The sequence below is a fragment of the Methanoregula sp. genome (assembly GCF_035543475.1).
In the GTDB taxonomy this organism is placed as follows: Archaea; Halobacteriota; Methanomicrobia; order Methanomicrobiales; family Methanospirillaceae; genus Methanoregula.
This window is the reverse complement of the sequence record NZ_DATKKA010000007.1, coordinates 103,045-119,580: the sequence shown is the minus strand read 5'-3', so window position 1 is coordinate 119,580 and position 16,536 is coordinate 103,045. Positions and strand designations below refer to the sequence as shown.

Genomic DNA, 16,536 nt, shown 5'->3' with positions numbered 1-16,536 from the left:
GGGATCGGGATTGCGGGGACGTACGGTGGGCCGGAAAGCAGAGGGGTTCTGCGCTCAGACCTGTGGCGGTGCAGCCCTCCGGAGATAGTCCCGGGACTGGTTTCCCGCGAAGCCCGGGATAATTTCCATATCTTAAAGTACGGCATTGCTCTATCATATTGATCAATGATCCCGCTCTTCGTGGAGTGCGCAGGCAAACGGGTGGTTGTCTTCGGGGGAGGAGAGGTGGCCGCACGCAAGGCCGGGCATTTCTCCCGGGAGGCCGACGTGCTGGTGGTGAGCCGGACGTTTACCCCCTCGGTCAAGGCGCTGCCGGTCCAGCTCCAGGTGCTCAATACGAGGGAGGCAAACGATGCGGATCTCGGGCTGCTGATCGCCCCGGCGTTCCTGGTGATCGGCGCTCTCTCGGATAAGGCCGAGAACGACCGGATCGGTGCGCTCTGCAAGGAGCACGGGGTGCTCTTCAACAACGCGGACGGGACACCGGGCGACGTGGTGATCCCGGCGATCTCGACCGGAGAGTTCTACACGATCGCGGTCAGCACGGGAAGCCAGAGCCCCGCGGTCTCCCGGTTCATCCGGCAGGAGATCGAGAAGAGTTACCCGGCGCTCGATGCCATGGTGCTGCTCCAGCACCGGTTGCGCGAGATGTTAAAAGAAGGCAACACCACCCCGGAGACACGGCGGCGTATCCTCTGGGAGGTGCTCCGCGACAAGACGGTCTGGACGCTCCTGTCCGAATCCCCGGAACGGGCGTGGGAACGGGTGAAGGAGCGGTATCTCCATGAATAAGCACCCGTCACGGCTCGCCATCGCCGGCGTCAGCCACCATACCGCGGACGTGATGGCCCTTGAGGCCTTCCGGTTCGCTGACGAACCGGCGTTTCTTGCCGCTGCACAGAAAAATTTCCGGGGTGTCCTTCTCCTCCAGACCTGCAACCGGGTCGAGGTGATCGTGGAGGGGTCAGCAGACAGCCTGAAGGAGTTTCTCGAACGGCAGGGAAGAAAGGGTTTCTTCCTGTTGGAAGGCCGCGATGCCCTGCACCACCTCCTCTCGCTTGCGGCGGGAATCGACTCAATGATCGTGGGCGAGGACCAGATTATCGGCCAGCTCAAAAAGGCACTCGCTGACGGCGAGGCGGCCGGCACTGCAAGCCCGTTTCTTGCACTCTGCATCAACAAGGCGGTCCATGTCGGTGTGGGAGTGCGCCAGACCACCAGGATCAACCGGGGGGCGGTCTCGGTGGGTTCGGCTGCCGTCCTTCTAGCCGAGGCCGAGCTGGGCACCCTTGAGGGCCGGCACATCCTCGTGGTCGGGAGCGGGGAGATGGGCCTCCTGGTCGCCCAGGCACTTGCCGCAAAACAGCTGACCGCGATGTATGTTGCGAACCGCACTTTCGGGAGGGCGGTGAAACTTGCAGAGAAGATTGGCGGAAAAGCCGTCCGGATGAGCGAGCTGTACCACTATATCACCCTCTCGGACGTGGTGATCTCCTGCACGTCCGCCCCGCACCCGGTCATTCACAAGGCCGAGCTCAAGGAGTCCATGAAAGCCCGGTGCTGGCCGGTGGAGGGCCACCCCCGCCCGCTCATTATCGTGGACATTGCGCAGCCCCGGGACGTGGAGGAAGGTGCCGGCGCCATTGACGGGGTCAGGCTCTTTACCATCGATGACCTCCGGCAGGTCAACGAGCAGACCATGAGTACCCGCAGGGCAGAGGCAGAACGGGCAGCCGCGTACGTGGACGAGGAACTCGAGCACTTTGTCCGCCAGCTGCACCGGAAATCCGCGGACGACTGCATTGCCGCCCTGCATTCCTGGGCCGAGACCGTGCGGCTCCGGGAACGGGACAAGGCCCTTGCACGGCTGGGGAGCACGGATGAACGGACAACGGAAGTGATCGATGACCTCACCCGGGTGCTCACCAAAAAGATCCTTACCGATGCAACGGCCTCCATCCGCGCCTGTGCCGAAGAGGGAGACCGGGATGCCGCCGAAGCGCTCGTCCAGGCGCTCACGCGGGGCATGGCCGCGGATCTGCAGAAGGGAAAAGAGATCCCGGAGTAGCGGCCCGGATCCTATGGGGGTTAACCCTCCTTTTTTGTGTGAAACAATACACTGCGGATACGACCGTGAACGTATCCCAGCTCTTGTAACGTAAGGTCCCGGAACACCGGGTTTTTAAAAAAATCTGATATCCGGTGATCCTTGGCCCGGGGATCAGCCGAGTTTTGCGTACGCGGTCTCTGCGAGTGTTTTGAGGGTGGCGTAATCTGCCCCGGGCCCGGTCATGCGGACAACCTCGAGGACCGGTCCCTTGGCAAAGATCACTTCGATGTACCCCTGTGTGGGGGCAGTCGACGCTGATCCGGACTGCAATGGCCCGAATCCCCCGGCAGGAGTGGAGGCCGGCGTTGCGTTCACAACTGCAGCGGAAAGGGCATGGGTATCAGGGCCGGTGGCCGGCAGGGGCAGATCGGAGAACGCAAGTCCTGCCTGCTGCTGCTCGTTGGAAGCAACGAGAGAGACCAGGGAGGACTGGTTCTCTGCAGTGTAGACCGTGATGGTCTGGGTGATGACAGTCGATCCGGCAGTCCCGTTCGCGGGCGTAGTCCAGGAGGCCACGTAACCCTCCTGCCAGCCGAGATCTTTTGCCATGGAACTCATCTCATCAGGAGATTTCTCGCGGGCTGACTGCAGGGTAAAGCCGGCCGGGATATCGGCCGGCGTGAGGGCAAGGGGGGCAAGCGCAATCGTGGCTGCGGGGGTAGTGGAAGCCGGTGACGGGGTCGTTGACGTGCAGCCGGCGCCAAGGAGAAAAGCGCAGGCCAGGAGGGAAAGGATCAGGAACAGAGAACGCTGCATAAAAAAAGGTGACACCGGCAACGGGATATAGGTTTTTACGTCCGGCCATGAAGACCGGAAAAACCGGCGGTACCCGGATAATATAACCATAAATACGATGCACCAGCAAACTGTTAGTAAGCGTCAAAGTGTGGTGCGCATGTTCCCCGAGAGACGAATGCGGCGGGTCCGTTCCCGCACGATCCAGCCCCTTCTGTGTGAGACTAACCTGACTGCCAATGATCTCGTCGCCCCGCTCTTTGTGGATGAGACCTCCTCTGCTCCGGTGCCTATCAGTTCCATGCCCGGCCAGTCGCGATACCCGATCGGTGAGATCGCAAACGTGGTGGGGAAGTTCCAGGAACGGGGCATCCGGGCAGTCCTCCTTTTCGGGATCCCGGCCCACAAGGACGACATGGCCACCAGTGCCTACGATCCTGAAGGTGTTGTCCAGCAGGCGGTCCGGCGGATCAAGGCAGCCTGCCCGGACATGGTCGTGATCACCGATGTCTGTGCCTGTGAGTACACCAGCCACGGCCACTGCGGGATCGTGGGTGACAGCCGCTGCGGGGGACCGGACCTCCTCAATGACGAGTCCCTCCTCCTCATGGACAGGATTGCAGTGAGCCATGCCGGGGCCGGCGCCGATATCGTGGCTCCGTCCTGCATGCTTGATGGCATGGTCCGATCGATACGGGCGGCACTGGACGATGCCGGTTACAAGGAGACCCTGATCATGTCATACTCGACCAAGTTCTCCTCTGCCCTGTACGGGCCGTTCCGCGAGGCAGCGGAGTCAGGCTATTCCTTTGGCGACCGAACCACCTACCAGATGAGCCCGGCCAATGGCCGCGAGGCGTTCCTGGAATCACAGCTCGATGCACAGGAAGGGGCCGACATCCTGATGGTCAAGCCGGCCGGCCCATACCTCGATGTGCTTGCTGAGATTACGACCCTGGGTCTCCCGGTTGCCGCGTACCAGGTGAGCGGGGAGTACGCGATGATCAAGGCGGCCGCGGAACGCGGCTGGATAAAAGAAAAAGAGACCGTCCTTGAGACGCTCACCTGTATCAAGAGAGCCGGGGCCGATCTCATCATCACCTATTTTGCCTACGATGCCTGCGGGTGGCTGGCATGAAGAGCGAGGACCTGTTTTCGGAGGCCCGGGGGCTGATGCCCGGCGGTGTCTCAAGTCCGGTCCGGGCAATTAAGCCCTATCCCTTTTACACGGCAAAGGCTCTCGGATCCCATATCACCACGGTTGACGGTGCAGACCTGATCGACTGCTGCATGGCCTACGGCCCTCTTCTCCTCGGCCATGCCCACCCGGAGATCAAAAAAGTGATCGCCGCCCAGCTGGAAAAGGGGTGGCTCTACGGCACACCTACGCCATACGAACCGGAGTTTGCCCGGCTCATCACCGGAGACCACCCGGGCATGGACATGGTACGGTTCGTATCGAGCGGATCGGAAGCAACCATGGCCGCGATCCGGCTCGCCCGGGGGTTCACGGGAAAATCAGATATCATCAAGATCGAAGGGGGTTTTCACGGAGCCCATGACGCGGTGCTCGTGAAAGCCGGCTCGGGCGCCACCACGATGGGAGTTCCCGATTCGGCGGGAGTCCTCCCCGCTCTGGTTGCCCATACCCGGCAGCTGCCCTACAACGATGTCGAGGCACTCGAAGCAACGCTTGCCTCGCACCACGACATCGCTGCGCTGATCATCGAGCCGGTTCTCGGGAACATCGGGCCGGTCCTGCCGGAAGACCATTACCTCAGGGAGATCCGGGAGATCACGAGCGCCTATGGCGTGCTTCTTATCTTCGATGAGGTGATCACCGGCTACCGGCTCGGGATTGGCGGAGCACAGAAGATGTTCGGGGTCAGGCCGGATATCACGACACTTGGGAAGATTATCGGCGGGGGCCTGCCCATCGGCGCCTTCTGCGGGAGAAAGGAGATCATGTCCCTTGTGGCACCGCAGGGCCCGGTGTACCAGGCCGGCACGTTCTCGGGTAACCCTCTATCGCTTGCTGCCGGGATCGCCACGATCCGTTATTTACACGACCACCCCGGGATCTATCCCGACCTCGCGGAGAAGGCCCGGGCCATCAGGGAATCCATCGGCAGCGGGGCCGGCGGCTCGTTTGTTCAGCTCGGCTCGATGTTCAAGTATTTCTTCCGGCCTGCAGCCCCGAAGAATTATACAGAGGTAAAAGAGTGTGACACGACTGCCTTTGGCCGGTTCCGGGAAAAGATGCTTGCCCGCGGGATCTTCCTCCCTCCTTCCCAGTTCGAGACCAACTTTTTGTCCACAGCGCATACTGCTGACGATCTTGCGACCATTGCCGGGGGGTACACCGCATGTCTCTGAGGGTAGGGACCCGGGGCAGCCGGCTTGCGCTTGCCCAGACGGCTATCGTAATAAAGAAGATCCAGGCCCTCGGCATCGAGGTGGAACAGAAGATCGTCAGCACACAGGGGGACGAGGTAACGGGTGTCCCCCTCCACGCGATCGGAAAACAGGGCGTCTTTGTGCGGGCGCTTGATGATGCGATCCTGAATGACGAGATCGACTGCGCTGTTCACAGCATGAAGGACATCCCGGCGATCCGGCCCTCGGGCCTGTTTACGTCCGCGATCCTCCCCCGGGACTCTCCCGCGGACTTCCTTGCCTTCTCCGGCCCGGTCTCGGCCGTCAGGATGATCGGCACGTCCAGCACCCGGCGCCGGGCCCAGCTCCTCCGCCACGACCCCTCCCTTGAGATCAAGGATCTCCGGGGGAACGTGGATACGAGGATCCGGAAGATGAGCGAAGGGCAGTACAACGCGATCGTGCTTGCCGAGGCCGGCCTTACCCGGCTCGGTATCCGGATCCCGGGCGAACGCCTGCCCCCGGAGAAATTTGTTCCCACCCCCAACCAGGGAACGATAGCGGTCGTGAGCCGGGCAGACCCTTCGATCATGGAAGTGCTCTCCGGCCTCGACCATCCCGCGACCCGGCGGGACGTAGCGATTGAGCGTGCGGTGATGGAGCAGGTGGGAGCCGGCTGTTTTACCCCCATGGGCATCTTCTGCAGGGACGGCAACCTGATCGCAGAAGTCCTCTCGCTGGACGGTACAAAGACAGAGCGGATTGAAAAGAAGATCGGGACGCTCGAGGAGGCCCGGGCAGAGGGCACGGCCCTCCGGGCACGGGCCGGCGACCTGATCGCGGATGCATACCATACCCTGGGGATCTCCTTATGACGGGCATTGTCTATCTGGTGGGCTCCGGCCCGGGTGGCACGGGACTGTTGACACAGCGGGCAGCGGACTTACTCGAAGCGGCAGATGTCATCCTCTATGACCAGCTGCCCGGTGAGGAGATCCTCTCAAGTCTCCCCTCCCGCGCCGAGAAGATCGACTGCGGGAAATACGGCGGCCACCACACGCTCAAACAGAACGAGATCGAGGCCCTGATGGTGGACCGGGCCAAAAAGGGACACCGGGTTGTCCGGCTCAAGGGCGGGGATCCGTTCCTCTTTGGGCGGGGCGGCGAGGAACTGGAGACGGTCCGGGCAGCAGGCATTCCTGTCGAGATGGTGCCGGGGATCTCCAGTGCGCTTGCAGTCCCCGCATCGGTGGGGATCCCGGTTACGCACCGGAAGTATGCCTCGCAGGTGACCATCCTTACCGGTCACGAGGACCCGACCAAGCCCGCACCGGCACTGGACTGGAAACTGCTGGCACAGAGCCGGGGCACAATCGTGATCCTGATGGGCGTGGCAAACCTGCCTAACATTGCAAAGGCCCTCCTCTCCCATGGAAAAAACCCGGAGACACCGGTCGCGATCATCGAGCGCGGTCTGCGCAAAGACCGCCGGATCACGACCGGCCCGCTCTCCGGGATTGGCGAACTGGCCGTACAAGCCGGGGTAAAACCCCCGGCCGTGATCGTGATTGGCGACGTTGTCCGGCTCTACGATCCCCGGCGGCCTGACCTGATTCCCCCGGAGGCGACGTAGCGATGCTTGACGAAATCAACAAATTTGAACGGATTGTGTACACGGTTCTGATCATCCTGCTGGGTGCGGTCCTGATCTGTGCGATAGCAGAACTGGTCGCGATGATTGTCTCCTACCTGTTCATTCCCTCCCTGAACCTGCTCGACAGCCGCGAGATTGTTGCCGTGCTCGGCGCTTTCCTGCTCGTGCTCATTACGGTGGAACTGCTGGACACCATGAAGGCCTATATTGCCGAGAACGTGATCCACGTGGAGATCGTGGTACTCCTGGCCATTATTGCGATTGCCCGGAAGGTGATCCTGCTTGACCCGGCGTCAACGGATTCCGGGGAACTGATCGGGATTGGGATTATCATCGTCGGTCTTGCGGCTGCATATTACCTGATAAAACAAGCCGGCGTGGTGATCGGGAGCGGGAAGGACAGGAAAACTGTCGATATACCGCAGGAAAAATCCTGAAAAACAGCTTCGGGCAGGTTTTCCCTGCACGGTCCCTTTTGCGGCAACCATTCTGACGGTTGTACGACAATTTTAAAAATATCCGCACGAAAAGCCGGGGATTGAAGGTATTTTTACCTGGAGTCCCTGTTGATTTCCTTTAGGTGCCGGCTGGAGCGGCGTTCCCGCCAAACCGGTAACAGTCCTCCGGGACCACGATCTCGAACCGCACCCCGGCACCCGGTGTCCCGTGCTCGCTAATCGACAGATCGGTAATTGAGAGGATCTCGCGGGTGATAAAGAGTCCAAGACCGGTGTGCTTCCCAAAGCCCCGTTCGAAGATCTTCTCTTTTTCTCCTGCGGCGACCCCCACCCCATCATCACGGTAGATCAGGAGAAGGCCGGAGGCACCTCGTTCGTACGATACCGAGATACGTTTAACATGTTCACCGTGCCGGAGAGAGTTGTCTATCAGGTTCTCAAACACTTTTTCCAGCAACGGGTCGGCATAAACTTCAAGATCTCCGGTGGTGATCTCAAGGGTAATACCGGCAGACCTGACCAGCGGCAAAAGGAGCGCCATCTGCTGCGCCACATTAATCCACAGGGGAGCCTTGACGCCAATGTCTTCGTAGGTCCTGGTAAATTCAATCTGGCGGAGGATATTGTTGGCAACAACCTCCTCCTTGTCGATGGTTGCGGTCATCTCGGGATCCTGCGGCATCATCCGGGTAAGCTCAATATAGGCAAGGAGTGCGGTCAGCTGGTTCTTGATATCGTGGCGGGTGATCCCGGAGAGGAGGTTAAGTTTTTTGTTCGCCAGCAGGAACGCTGCCCGGGAGGAGTCAAGCTGGACATTGACATTTTTCAGCTCGGTATTCTGGAGAATAACCCGTTCATGATACCGGGTCATCTCCTCCACGACCTTCCAGATGACCGCCGCGACAATGACGAGCATCAGGGCCCGGAGGATCGCTTCGTACGGGATCGATCCCGGGGCAAGCAGCCAGCTGACGATCACTTCGAGAACACCAAAGAAGAGCGCAATGGCAACTACGGTCCTGCCGTACCAGAGCCCGGCAATCACGACAATAAGATAGTAAAACTGTGTGTACACGACCGAGACATGATACGTGTAGTGGACGATACACTCAAGAAAGACTCCGGTGAGCACAAGGAGTATCAGAACCAGGAATTTCAGCTGGTCGGGCGGGTTATAAAAGGTACTCGTCAAATTGCTTTCGCTCATTCCTTTCTCCGGGACTGTTTCTACAATAACTTCCAGAATATTGTATATATGTCCGTCGATAAGGTTCACCAGGGCCAACCGCTTTCTTCCGGCCGGGCGCAGGAAATCCGAGGATGTCCTGTCAGGCCTTCATCGCCGGGCTGACAGTTCTCCACGGTTAAACAAGGATTAATACATTACCGCAACAAAAGTTGTGGAGATGGGCGACGCAGTGCCTGCCGGCGGTCCGACACAGGACGAGATCATGGCGGTCTCTCTTTTTAAGATGGGTATTGCCGCCGGCGATACGGTCCTTGACCTCGGCTGCGGGACCGGCAAGGTGGCGATTGCTGCCGCAGCCCGGGCAAAAAAGGTGTACGCCATTGACCGGCGCCCGGAAGCGATCGCGTACGCGAAAAAAGCAGCTGCGGAAGCAGGGCTAATGAATATTGAATTCTTCTGCGGGGAAGCAACGGATTTTCTGGCAACGGCCCCCCTCTTTGACTGCGCCTTTGTCGGGGGATCGCAGCAGATCAAAACAATTCTTCCTGTCCTCGCACAGAAAGTCCGGCGGGTGATCGTGGTCAATGCTGTCCTCGTGGACACCCTTGCAACTGTAACGACTGCCATGCAGTCATTAGGGATCTTCCGCGAGACCGTGCAGGTCCAGGTGGCCCGCTCGCATGCACTTGGAAAGAGCATGATGTTCAAGCCTATTGACCCGGTCTACATCATCGTGGGGGCTGGTGCAGCATGCTCGTAGGCCTTGGTCTTGGCCCGGGAAACCCGGAACTCTTAACGCTCCGTGCCGTCCGGCTGCTGAAAGAGGCCGACACGGTCTTTGTCCCGGGCCGGATCGCTGCAGATCTCGTAGCCCCCTACCGCGAATCTGTTATGCTCGATTTTCCCATGACCGATGATGAGGACCGGATACGGGCATGCCTTGAGGCCAACGCAGAGAAGATCGCACCCGTGGCACAAAAAGGACTCGCAGTCTTTGGGATTCTCGGCGATCCGAACTTCTTCTCCACTTTCTCCCGCCTCTGCGGGATCCTTGCAGAGCACCACCCGGGGATCGAGTACCGGACAGAACCCGGGATCAGCTCGATCACGGCCTTTGCCGCGGCAGCCGAAGTCCCGCTGAACGGGGGTTTTCTTGTCTCTGACGGTGCAGAACCATCAGCCCTTATACGGCTCAAGGCCCGGCGCCCGCAAAAGATCATTGCCGGTCTCAAAAAGGAAGGCTATAGCGAGTTTGTCCTTGTGGAACGGATGTTCTTTCCCGACATGAAAGTGTACCGGGATGACGAGATCCCGGAGAAGAGCGATTACATGAGCGTGCTGTACGCGAGGCGCCGGAAATGACCGGCATAAAAAAATCCCGCAGAAAGACCGGGGCAAAGGTCTGGTTCGTGGGCGCCGGACCCGGCGATCCCGGGCTTATCACGGTCAAAGGACAGGATCTCGTGAATACCGCAGATGTCCTGATCTACGCCGGATCGCTGGTTAACCCGGTACTCGTGGACGCATCGAAAGCAACGGTAAAACAGGACAGCTGGGGGATGCACCTCGATGAGATGGTCGATGCCCTGGAGAAGCACGCAAAGGCAGGTAAAAAGGTAGTACGGCTCCACTCGGGTGATCCTGCATTGTATGGTGCGATTGTCGAGCAGATGGAACGGCTCGAAGACCGGGGGATCGAGACCGAAGTCGTGCCCGGTGTCTCCTCCCTCTTTGCGGCCGCAGCCGCGCTCAGGACGCAGCTGACGCTCCGGGGTGTCTCGGAGTCAGTGATTGTCACCCGCCCGGCCGGAAAGACACTTGCAAAGGACCAGATCGCGGAGTTCTCGCGCCTGGATTCAACGCTGGTCATCTTCCTTGGTACCGAAAAACTCGAAGAGATCACCGCAAGGCTCGAATGCGATAACAAGACCCCGGCAGCCGTGGTGTACCATGCCTCGTGGCCGGACCAGAAAGTAGTCCGGGGTACGGTAGCTGACATCGCGGCAAAGGCACGGGCGGCCGGCATTGAGCACACGGCCCTGCTGCTCATCGGCGGGGTCGTTGGTACGGAAAAAGAGGGGCACGTTACCTCGTACCTCTATTCATGACAGACACGGTCGTGATCGCTCTTGGCCGGTTCCTGCCGGATGCCCGGCGGATCGCGGCATTCCTCAATGCGGAGGTAATCGAGTACCAGGCCGGTATCTTTGCCGGGGTTTTCCCGAAAGCCCGGCAAATCGTGGCCCTGATGTCCATGGGTATCGTGGTGCGGGGAATTGCCCCGCTGCTCTCGGACAAGTGGACCGATCCGGCCGTGGTCGTGGTTACGCCGGACTTTTTGTACGCCGTCCCCCTTGTCGGCGGTCACCACGGGGCAAATGCGCTTGCAAAGAAGCTTGCCGGCCTTGGCCTCACCCCGGTCATTTCCACGGCCACCGAGGCTACCGGGCATGATTCGGTCGAAGGGATTGCCGATCGTTCCGGCTGCGATATCGTGTGCCGTGACTCAACGCGGGCGGTGAATGCCGGCATCCTGGACGGCACCACAAAGGTCTATGCCATTCCCGGCCCCGGGGTTGTCCTTGCCGGCCCGGATGTCTCGATCCTGGTGCACCGGGGCGAATACACGGTAGGGATTGGCTGCCGGAAAGGGGTGACGGATGTCGAGGTGACCCGGGCGATAGAAGAGGCGCTTGCTGAAGCAGGGATACCAAAGGATAAGGTCATGGTCTATGCCACAACCGCGAAAAAATGCAATGAGGCCGGGCTCTGCAATGCGGTTGCCGCAATCCCTGCCAATTTAATATTCCTGGATGATGACACTATTAACGCGCAGGTGCCAGCCACGCCTTCCCGGGCAAAAAAGATCGGCCTGGTCGGGGTGGCCGAGCCGTGTGCGCTTGCAGTCTCAAAACACCGGGAACTGATCATGAGAAAGAAAGTTTTTTCGAAGGTGACCATTGCCATCGCCCGCTGAGTCCCCGGGTCTCTTTATTGTCGGGATTGGTCCCGGCCGCACGGAGTACCTGACCGTCCGGGCAGCCCACGCGATCGCCCGTGCAGAGTACGTGATTGGAAACGACAGTTACCTTGACTCCATCCGTCCCTTAATCGAAGGCAAACAGGTGATAAGGAGCTCGATGGGGAAGGAAGTGGAGCGGGCAAAGAAAGCGATCGAGCTTGCACAGTCGCATCCGGTCGCGATCGTATCGGGCGGGGATGCCGGCGTGTACGGCATGGCAGGGATTGTCCTTGAGGTGCTCGAACATTCGGGAGCGGAGATCCCGGTCGAGATCGTGCCGGGGGTAACTGCCGCAAATGCCGCAGCATCGCTTGTGGGTTCGCCCCTTTCCGGCGATTTTGCGGTTATCTCCCTCTCGGACCTGCTCACCCCGCTCGAGATCATCGAGAAACGACTCGATGCTGCCTTCTCGGTTGGGATCCCGGTCGTACTCTATAACCCCCGGAGCCAGGGCCGGCCGCACAACTTTGCGCTCGCCATCGAGCATGCCCGGAAGTACTACCTGCCGATCGTGCCGGTTGCAGTGGTGAAAAACGCCCTCCGGGAAGGGCAGGAGAAGCCGGTGATTGTGACCCTGGGGGAGATCGAGAGTGTCATGGACGCAATCGATATGCACACGACCGTCATTATCGGCGGAAGCGAAAGCAGGATATGGAGGATGGGTAACGATGTCAAAGGAATCATCACGCCACGCGGATACCAACGCAAATACGTATATTGACCCCGGTGCAACCACCCGCGAGGCCTACGAGATCTCCAAGACCTCAAGGACGCTTGCCCGAAAGATGGTGGGAAACGAAAGTCCCGAGGACCGGGTCCGGCAACGCTGCTCTGTTGCGGTGGGAGACTTTGCGATGGCCGGCCTGCTCCGGTTCAGCCTTGACCCGGTTACGGCCGCGGTAGCAGCGCTCAAATCCGGCGCCCCCATTATTACCGATATCCGCATGGTCCAGGTTGGCATCCAGAAAAAAGGCCATCATTCGGAGATCCTCTGCGCACTCGATTTCGGGGGAGAGATCGCACGCGAACGGGGGATTACCCGGAGCTCTGCCGGCTTTGTTGCCCTCCGGGAACGGCTCGCCGGTTCCATTGTCGTGATCGGCAATGCGCCGTCTGCCCTTCTTCTGGTCTGCGATATGATCCGGGAAGGCGTCCGGCCCGCAGTTGTTATCGGCGCACCGGTGGGTTTTGTCAATGCAGCGGAATCCAAGGCCTTCCTGCGGACGCTTGCGATCCCCTCCATCTCCACGGAAGGGACCCGGGGCGGTACCCCGGTGGCGGTGGCGGCCATCAATGAATGTATCACGATCCTGATCGAGGAATCCGCGTCATGAGGGACCCGGTTACCGGTTTTTTGTACCCTGCAACCTGGGAGGCAAAGGCAACCAACCCTGCCGGCCTTTCCCTGGCAGCCCGTGGTTTTGCGGTGCTCACGGCATCAGGCACCGTCCTCCTTCGGGGATATACGACCGGGACCACGGCTGCGGCAGCCTGCAAGGCGGCGATCCTCTCCCTGTCCGGTAACATTACTGAAGTCCGCATCCGTCTTCCCTGCGGGCTTGAAGCGGATCTTCCGGTCACTGCCCGGGACGGGCGGGCGTCCTGCAAAAAGTACGCCGGGGATTATCCCTCGGATGTGACGGCAGGCCTCGAATTTGTGGCAGAAGCCGCGAGAGCACCGGAGGGTATTCTGCTGGTACCGGGAACGGGTATCGGACGGTATATCCGGGATACCCCCCGGTACAAAAAGGGTGAGCCGGCCATCAGCGAGGCACCGCTTGCCTGTATCCTCTCCTCCATGGAAGAGGCGCTTGCAGAGACCGGCCTTTCTGGCACCACGGTCACGCTCTCGATCCCGGACGGTGAGCGTGTTGCGAAAAAGACCCTCAACCCCCAGGTCGGGATCGAGGGCGGGATCTCGGTACTGGGATCCACCGGCCTCGTGGAGCCCTGGGACGACCACCTCGAAGAATCGGTGATGGCCCGGGTTGCCGGGGCAGAAGATGTTGTCATCACCACCGGCAGGATCGGACTCCGGTATGCCCGGCTGCTCTTTCCTGATCACGAAGTGGTGCTTGCCGGGGGAAAGATCAAAGAGGCGCTCTCTGCGGCAAAGGGAAACGTTACGCTCTGTGGCCTTCCGGCCCTGATCTTAAAATACATCGAACCGCATATTCTCGATAGCACCGGGTTTGCGACCGTAGAAGAGCTTGCGTCTTCGCCGGCATTTTTTGCGGCAGTCACCCCTGTTCTTGCAGCGTATAAGAAAAAGTATCCCCGAATCAGGGTAGTACTCGTGAACCGGGAAGGGACCATTATCGCGGAGAGTCCATGAAGATTGTAGGTGTGGGATGCGGGCCGGGCCTGCTCACGGAGCAGGCAGTACAGGCAATCCGTACGGCACGCCTCATCTACGGGTCCAGCCGGGCCATCGACATGGTGCAGAAACTGATCCCGGCCAACTGCACCGTGCGCTCCATCAGCGATTACCGGAACCTCTCGGCGCTTCCCGAGAACGCGGTCGTGCTCTCCACGGGCGATCCTATGCTTGCCGGTCTCGGGTACCTGCCCGGCGAAGTGATCCCCGGTATCTCCTCCCTGCAGGTGACCGCTGCCCGCCTCCATATCCCGCTCTCCCGCGTGGCCGTGATCGTGGCCCATGGACGGGGCCATGACCGGGCCATGCAGGAGACCATCGAGGAACTCAGACGGGAAAAAATCGTCTTTCTTATTGCCGATCCCCGGTTTGACGTCAACGAACTGTACCGGCGTCTCGGTACCATGGGGCTTGCTGCAACGGTCCGGATCGCGGTCTGTGAAAACCTCGGCTATCCTGACGAACATATCCAGACCGGAGATCTTGTCGCTCCGCCTTTCCCGGATACTGATCTCTATTCCCTCGTGATCGGCCCGTTCGCGGAAGCTGCTGCAAAAAAATCCTGAGGGAAAACTCATTACTGGCCGGGTTTCGTTGAGGACTGAAGGAACCTGATAGAGGGATCCTATTTACCTGTCCTGACCCCATAGAATGGTATGAAGATCCAGCGTCTTACGGCACCCCGGATGAAAGGGATCCTGCTTGGGATCCTTGTTGCGGTTATCGTTACCGTGATCGGCACCCCACCGGGGTTTGCCGTTGTCGTGGGCATCATCTTCGGCCTTGTGGCATACCTGGTCCTCAATGACCGCACAAGGACCGGCTGAAGCCAACGCCGAACCTTTCCCTGCAAAAACACTTTTACGGATTGCGGTCATACGCTTGGATACGGGGCATACACCATGAGTTCAGCAAAACAATCACCGATCTCAAAGGTCCAGCTCAGCTACCTGTTCTTCATTATCGGCATAATCCTGATGCTTATCCCGGATCTCAACGGTCTTGGGTTCCTCCCGGCAGATGTCCGCCAGTATTTTGGCGTGCTCTTCTACCCGGGAATCATCTGTATTGTCATCGGGTATATCCTGAAATAACGCCGTTGACTGATACGTGAATCAAAAAAGATATTACTTCTTTTCCGCGGCCTTTTCCCCGCTCTTTGCGGCCGGGGGCTTTTTCTCGATCTTCATCTCGCACTGCCGGTCCCCGGTGCACATGGTCCGCACGTACCGGGCAGTATAGTCTTTGTTGAGGAGCGGGACCGCCGTAAGCGTGAGTGCCATACACCGGGAGAATGCCCGCTCATGGTCGTTTGCAAGCGTGTAACTATGGATCAAAAACGGGCAGCGCTTAACAATGACCACTGCCCCGTCGTTTGTGACCTCCATCGTCTCCCCCCCGTACTCCGGCCCGAAAAGGATGATGGTAGCATTCTGGACTGCAAGTGCAATCTCCTTTGCATTCCTGACCGGAAAGGAGCTCGTGTGGACGATGTCTTTGACCATCTTTGCGATCTCCATCCAGATCTCCTGTTCGAGTGTGGCAAACTGCGGCCCGAGGGCTTCGCGAAAGGCGATCTCGTACAGCGCCGGGAGTTTTGCAGCGCACGCGGCAGCGTACCGCCATCGCACATTGTCGGGAATATCCTTGAGGTCCGGCATAAGCATCCTCACGCAGATGTGGACAACCGGATATATCAATATGGTGATGGGAGCAGGATGAAAACGGCCTATTCCGCGATCCGGTACCCGTCCTTTCCCTTCCGGAGAAAGCCCTCGTTCTGGAGTGCTGCAAGGATCCGGCGCACCCGGGCGGGTTCTTCGGTAAGCGCAGAGATGATCGCCTGCTCCCGGGCCGGGGCATTTCCGATCACGTATTTCAGGATCAGGCCCCGTATCCGCCGGTCCGAGCCGGCAAACGGCGCCTGCTTCACGTACGCAGTGCTTCTCCGGTTGGGGTTGGGCACGCTTTTTTTGAGTTCCGTCCCGAGATCCATGAGTGCCCAGTACCATGCCCGGGGGTTTCTCCGGTCAAGTGTTCGTTCCACAAGGGGCAGGATCTCCGCATCGGTCACCGCTTCGGCATCGGCAAAGAAGAAATGGATAAAGACCCGGCGGATGTTTGTCTCGATAAAGATCACCGGCAGGTTGTAGGCAAAGGCGCAGATGGAAGAGGCAGTAGCAGGCCCGATACCGGGAAAGGTGGCAAGGACTTCCGGGTCGCGGGGGAGTGTTCCACGAAATTCATTTACCATCTTTTCGGCACATTTTTTCAGGGCCACAGCCCGGCGGTTATATCCCATACCCTGCCATGCGGCAAGGACATCGGCAAGAGGTGCCCGGGCCAGGGCAGCGGCGTCCGGGAATGCTGCAACAAATGCGGGATATTTTATTGCAACCCGGTCCACCCGGGTCTGCTGGAGCATAATCTCCGATACAAGGATCCGGTACGGGTCTTCTGTGTGGCGCCAGAGCATATCGTGCCGGCCGCGGGAAGTATAGAACGCGAGCACAAGATCCCGGAATTGTGCTGCTGCCTCATCGGTCAGGTTGTCCCGGGAAAAGGCCGGGCCGATCGTTTCAAGGCAGGTCTGGGTACTTTTCTTCATGGTGTGG

The 16,536-nt window shown here is 59.6% G+C and carries 21 protein-coding genes; 17 read left to right on the top strand and 4 right to left on the bottom strand.

Annotated elements, in window-relative coordinates:
• Positions 1 to 165 precede the first annotated feature (165 nt).
• Both VMS83_RS02665 and hemA read left to right on the top strand, forming a co-directional pair.
• Positions 166 to 792 carry a bifunctional precorrin-2 dehydrogenase/sirohydrochlorin ferrochelatase gene (locus tag VMS83_RS02665; protein ID WP_325409613.1) on the top strand — a complete coding sequence of 209 codons (627 nt, stop codon included), beginning with the start codon at positions 166 to 168 and terminating at the stop codon, positions 790 to 792.
• Positions 785 to 2,068 carry a glutamyl-tRNA reductase gene (gene hemA / locus VMS83_RS02660; protein WP_325409611.1) on the top strand — a complete coding sequence of 428 codons (1,284 nt, stop codon included), beginning with the start codon at positions 785 to 787 and terminating at the stop codon, positions 2,066 to 2,068. The genes VMS83_RS02665 and hemA overlap by 8 nt, the downstream gene beginning before the upstream one ends.
• Before the next feature lie 153 nt (positions 2,069 to 2,221).
• On the opposite strand, the gene VMS83_RS02655 is transcribed toward hemA, so the two are convergent.
• Positions 2,222 to 2,866, bottom strand: coding sequence for a hypothetical protein (locus VMS83_RS02655; protein ID WP_325409609.1), 645 nt, complete (start codon positions 2,864 to 2,866; stop codon positions 2,222 to 2,224).
• A gap of 139 nt (positions 2,867 to 3,005) precedes the next feature.
• Between VMS83_RS02655 and hemB the strand changes: the two genes are divergently transcribed.
• The 5 genes from hemB to VMS83_RS02630 are packed head-to-tail and all read left to right on the top strand — an operon-like array spanning position 3,006 to position 7,312.
• Positions 3,006 to 3,983 (top strand): porphobilinogen synthase, encoded by a 978-nt coding sequence (gene hemB / locus VMS83_RS02650; protein ID WP_325409607.1) that lies wholly within the window; start codon positions 3,006 to 3,008, stop codon positions 3,981 to 3,983.
• Complete coding sequence (gene hemL / locus VMS83_RS02645; protein WP_325409606.1) at positions 3,980 to 5,221, top strand: glutamate-1-semialdehyde 2,1-aminomutase; 1,242 nt, start codon at positions 3,980 to 3,982, stop codon at positions 5,219 to 5,221. The genes hemB and hemL overlap by 4 nt, the downstream gene beginning before the upstream one ends.
• On the top strand, positions 5,212 to 6,096 hold the full coding sequence (gene hemC / locus VMS83_RS02640) for a hydroxymethylbilane synthase (protein ID WP_325409605.1): 885 nt from the start codon (positions 5,212 to 5,214) through the stop codon (positions 6,094 to 6,096). The genes hemL and hemC overlap by 10 nt, the downstream gene beginning before the upstream one ends.
• On the top strand, positions 6,093 to 6,854 hold the full coding sequence (gene cobA, locus VMS83_RS02635) for a uroporphyrinogen-III C-methyltransferase (RefSeq protein WP_325409603.1): 762 nt from the start codon (positions 6,093 to 6,095) through the stop codon (positions 6,852 to 6,854). Before hemC ends, cobA begins: the two co-directional genes overlap by 4 nt.
• A gap of 2 nt (positions 6,855 to 6,856) precedes the next feature.
• The gene (locus VMS83_RS02630; RefSeq protein ID WP_325409601.1) at positions 6,857 to 7,312 is read left to right on the top strand and encodes a phosphate-starvation-inducible PsiE family protein; all 456 of its coding nucleotides are present in this window, start codon (positions 6,857 to 6,859) and stop codon (positions 7,310 to 7,312) included.
• Between the two features lie 139 nt (positions 7,313 to 7,451).
• Here VMS83_RS02630 and VMS83_RS02625 read toward each other — a convergent pair whose 3' ends face one another.
• Positions 7,452 to 8,540, bottom strand: coding sequence for a HAMP domain-containing sensor histidine kinase (locus VMS83_RS02625; RefSeq protein ID WP_325409599.1), 1,089 nt, complete (start codon positions 8,538 to 8,540; stop codon positions 7,452 to 7,454).
• A 199-nt stretch (positions 8,541 to 8,739) separates the two neighbouring features.
• Between VMS83_RS02625 and VMS83_RS02620 the strand changes: the two genes are divergently transcribed.
• From VMS83_RS02620 to VMS83_RS02575, 10 genes are all read left to right on the top strand, one after another.
• Positions 8,740 to 9,282: a methyltransferase domain-containing protein gene (locus VMS83_RS02620; RefSeq protein ID WP_325409597.1), complete on the top strand. Its 543-nt coding sequence runs from the start codon at positions 8,740 to 8,742 to the stop codon at positions 9,280 to 9,282.
• Positions 9,273 to 9,884: a cobalt-factor II C(20)-methyltransferase gene (locus VMS83_RS02615; RefSeq protein WP_325409596.1), complete on the top strand. Its 612-nt coding sequence runs from the start codon at positions 9,273 to 9,275 to the stop codon at positions 9,882 to 9,884. Before VMS83_RS02620 ends, VMS83_RS02615 begins: the two co-directional genes overlap by 10 nt.
• Positions 9,881 to 10,630, top strand: coding sequence for a precorrin-4 C(11)-methyltransferase (gene cobM / locus VMS83_RS02610; RefSeq protein ID WP_325409594.1), 750 nt, complete (start codon positions 9,881 to 9,883; stop codon positions 10,628 to 10,630). The genes VMS83_RS02615 and cobM overlap by 4 nt, the downstream gene beginning before the upstream one ends.
• Positions 10,627 to 11,499, top strand: a complete 873-nt coding sequence (gene cbiG / locus VMS83_RS02605; protein ID WP_325409592.1) for a cobalt-precorrin 5A hydrolase — start codon at positions 10,627 to 10,629, stop codon at positions 11,497 to 11,499. Before cobM ends, cbiG begins: the two co-directional genes overlap by 4 nt.
• Complete coding sequence (gene cobJ, locus VMS83_RS02600) at positions 11,483 to 12,265, top strand: precorrin-3B C(17)-methyltransferase (RefSeq protein ID WP_325409590.1); 783 nt, start codon at positions 11,483 to 11,485, stop codon at positions 12,263 to 12,265. Before cbiG ends, cobJ begins: the two co-directional genes overlap by 17 nt.
• A complete protein-coding gene (locus VMS83_RS02595) occupies positions 12,213 to 12,878 on the top strand; it encodes a precorrin-8X methylmutase (protein ID WP_325409588.1) in 666 nt (221 codons plus the stop codon). The genes cobJ and VMS83_RS02595 overlap by 53 nt, the downstream gene beginning before the upstream one ends.
• Positions 12,875 to 13,879 carry a cobalt-precorrin-5B (C(1))-methyltransferase gene (locus VMS83_RS02590; protein ID WP_325409586.1) on the top strand — a complete coding sequence of 335 codons (1,005 nt, stop codon included), beginning with the start codon at positions 12,875 to 12,877 and terminating at the stop codon, positions 13,877 to 13,879. Before VMS83_RS02595 ends, VMS83_RS02590 begins: the two co-directional genes overlap by 4 nt.
• Positions 13,876 to 14,487, top strand: a complete 612-nt coding sequence (locus VMS83_RS02585; protein ID WP_325409584.1) for a cobalt-precorrin-7 (C(5))-methyltransferase — start codon at positions 13,876 to 13,878, stop codon at positions 14,485 to 14,487. Before VMS83_RS02590 ends, VMS83_RS02585 begins: the two co-directional genes overlap by 4 nt.
• 90 nt (positions 14,488 to 14,577) lie before the next feature.
• Entirely contained in the window at positions 14,578 to 14,748 is a 171-nt protein-coding gene (locus VMS83_RS02580) for a hypothetical protein (protein ID WP_325409582.1), read from the top strand.
• 75 nt (positions 14,749 to 14,823) lie between these two features.
• Positions 14,824 to 15,015 carry a hypothetical protein gene (locus tag VMS83_RS02575; protein ID WP_325409581.1) on the top strand — a complete coding sequence of 64 codons (192 nt, stop codon included), beginning with the start codon at positions 14,824 to 14,826 and terminating at the stop codon, positions 15,013 to 15,015.
• Between the two features lie 33 nt (positions 15,016 to 15,048).
• On the opposite strand, the gene VMS83_RS02570 is transcribed toward VMS83_RS02575, so the two are convergent.
• Together VMS83_RS02570 and VMS83_RS02565 are read right to left on the bottom strand one after the other, a co-directional pair.
• A complete protein-coding gene (locus VMS83_RS02570; protein WP_325409580.1) occupies positions 15,049 to 15,588 on the bottom strand; it encodes a hypothetical protein in 540 nt (179 codons plus the stop codon).
• A gap of 62 nt (positions 15,589 to 15,650) precedes the next feature.
• Entirely contained in the window at positions 15,651 to 16,529 is an 879-nt protein-coding gene (locus tag VMS83_RS02565) for an A/G-specific adenine glycosylase (protein ID WP_325409578.1), read from the bottom strand.
• Positions 16,530 to 16,536 lie beyond the last annotated feature (7 nt).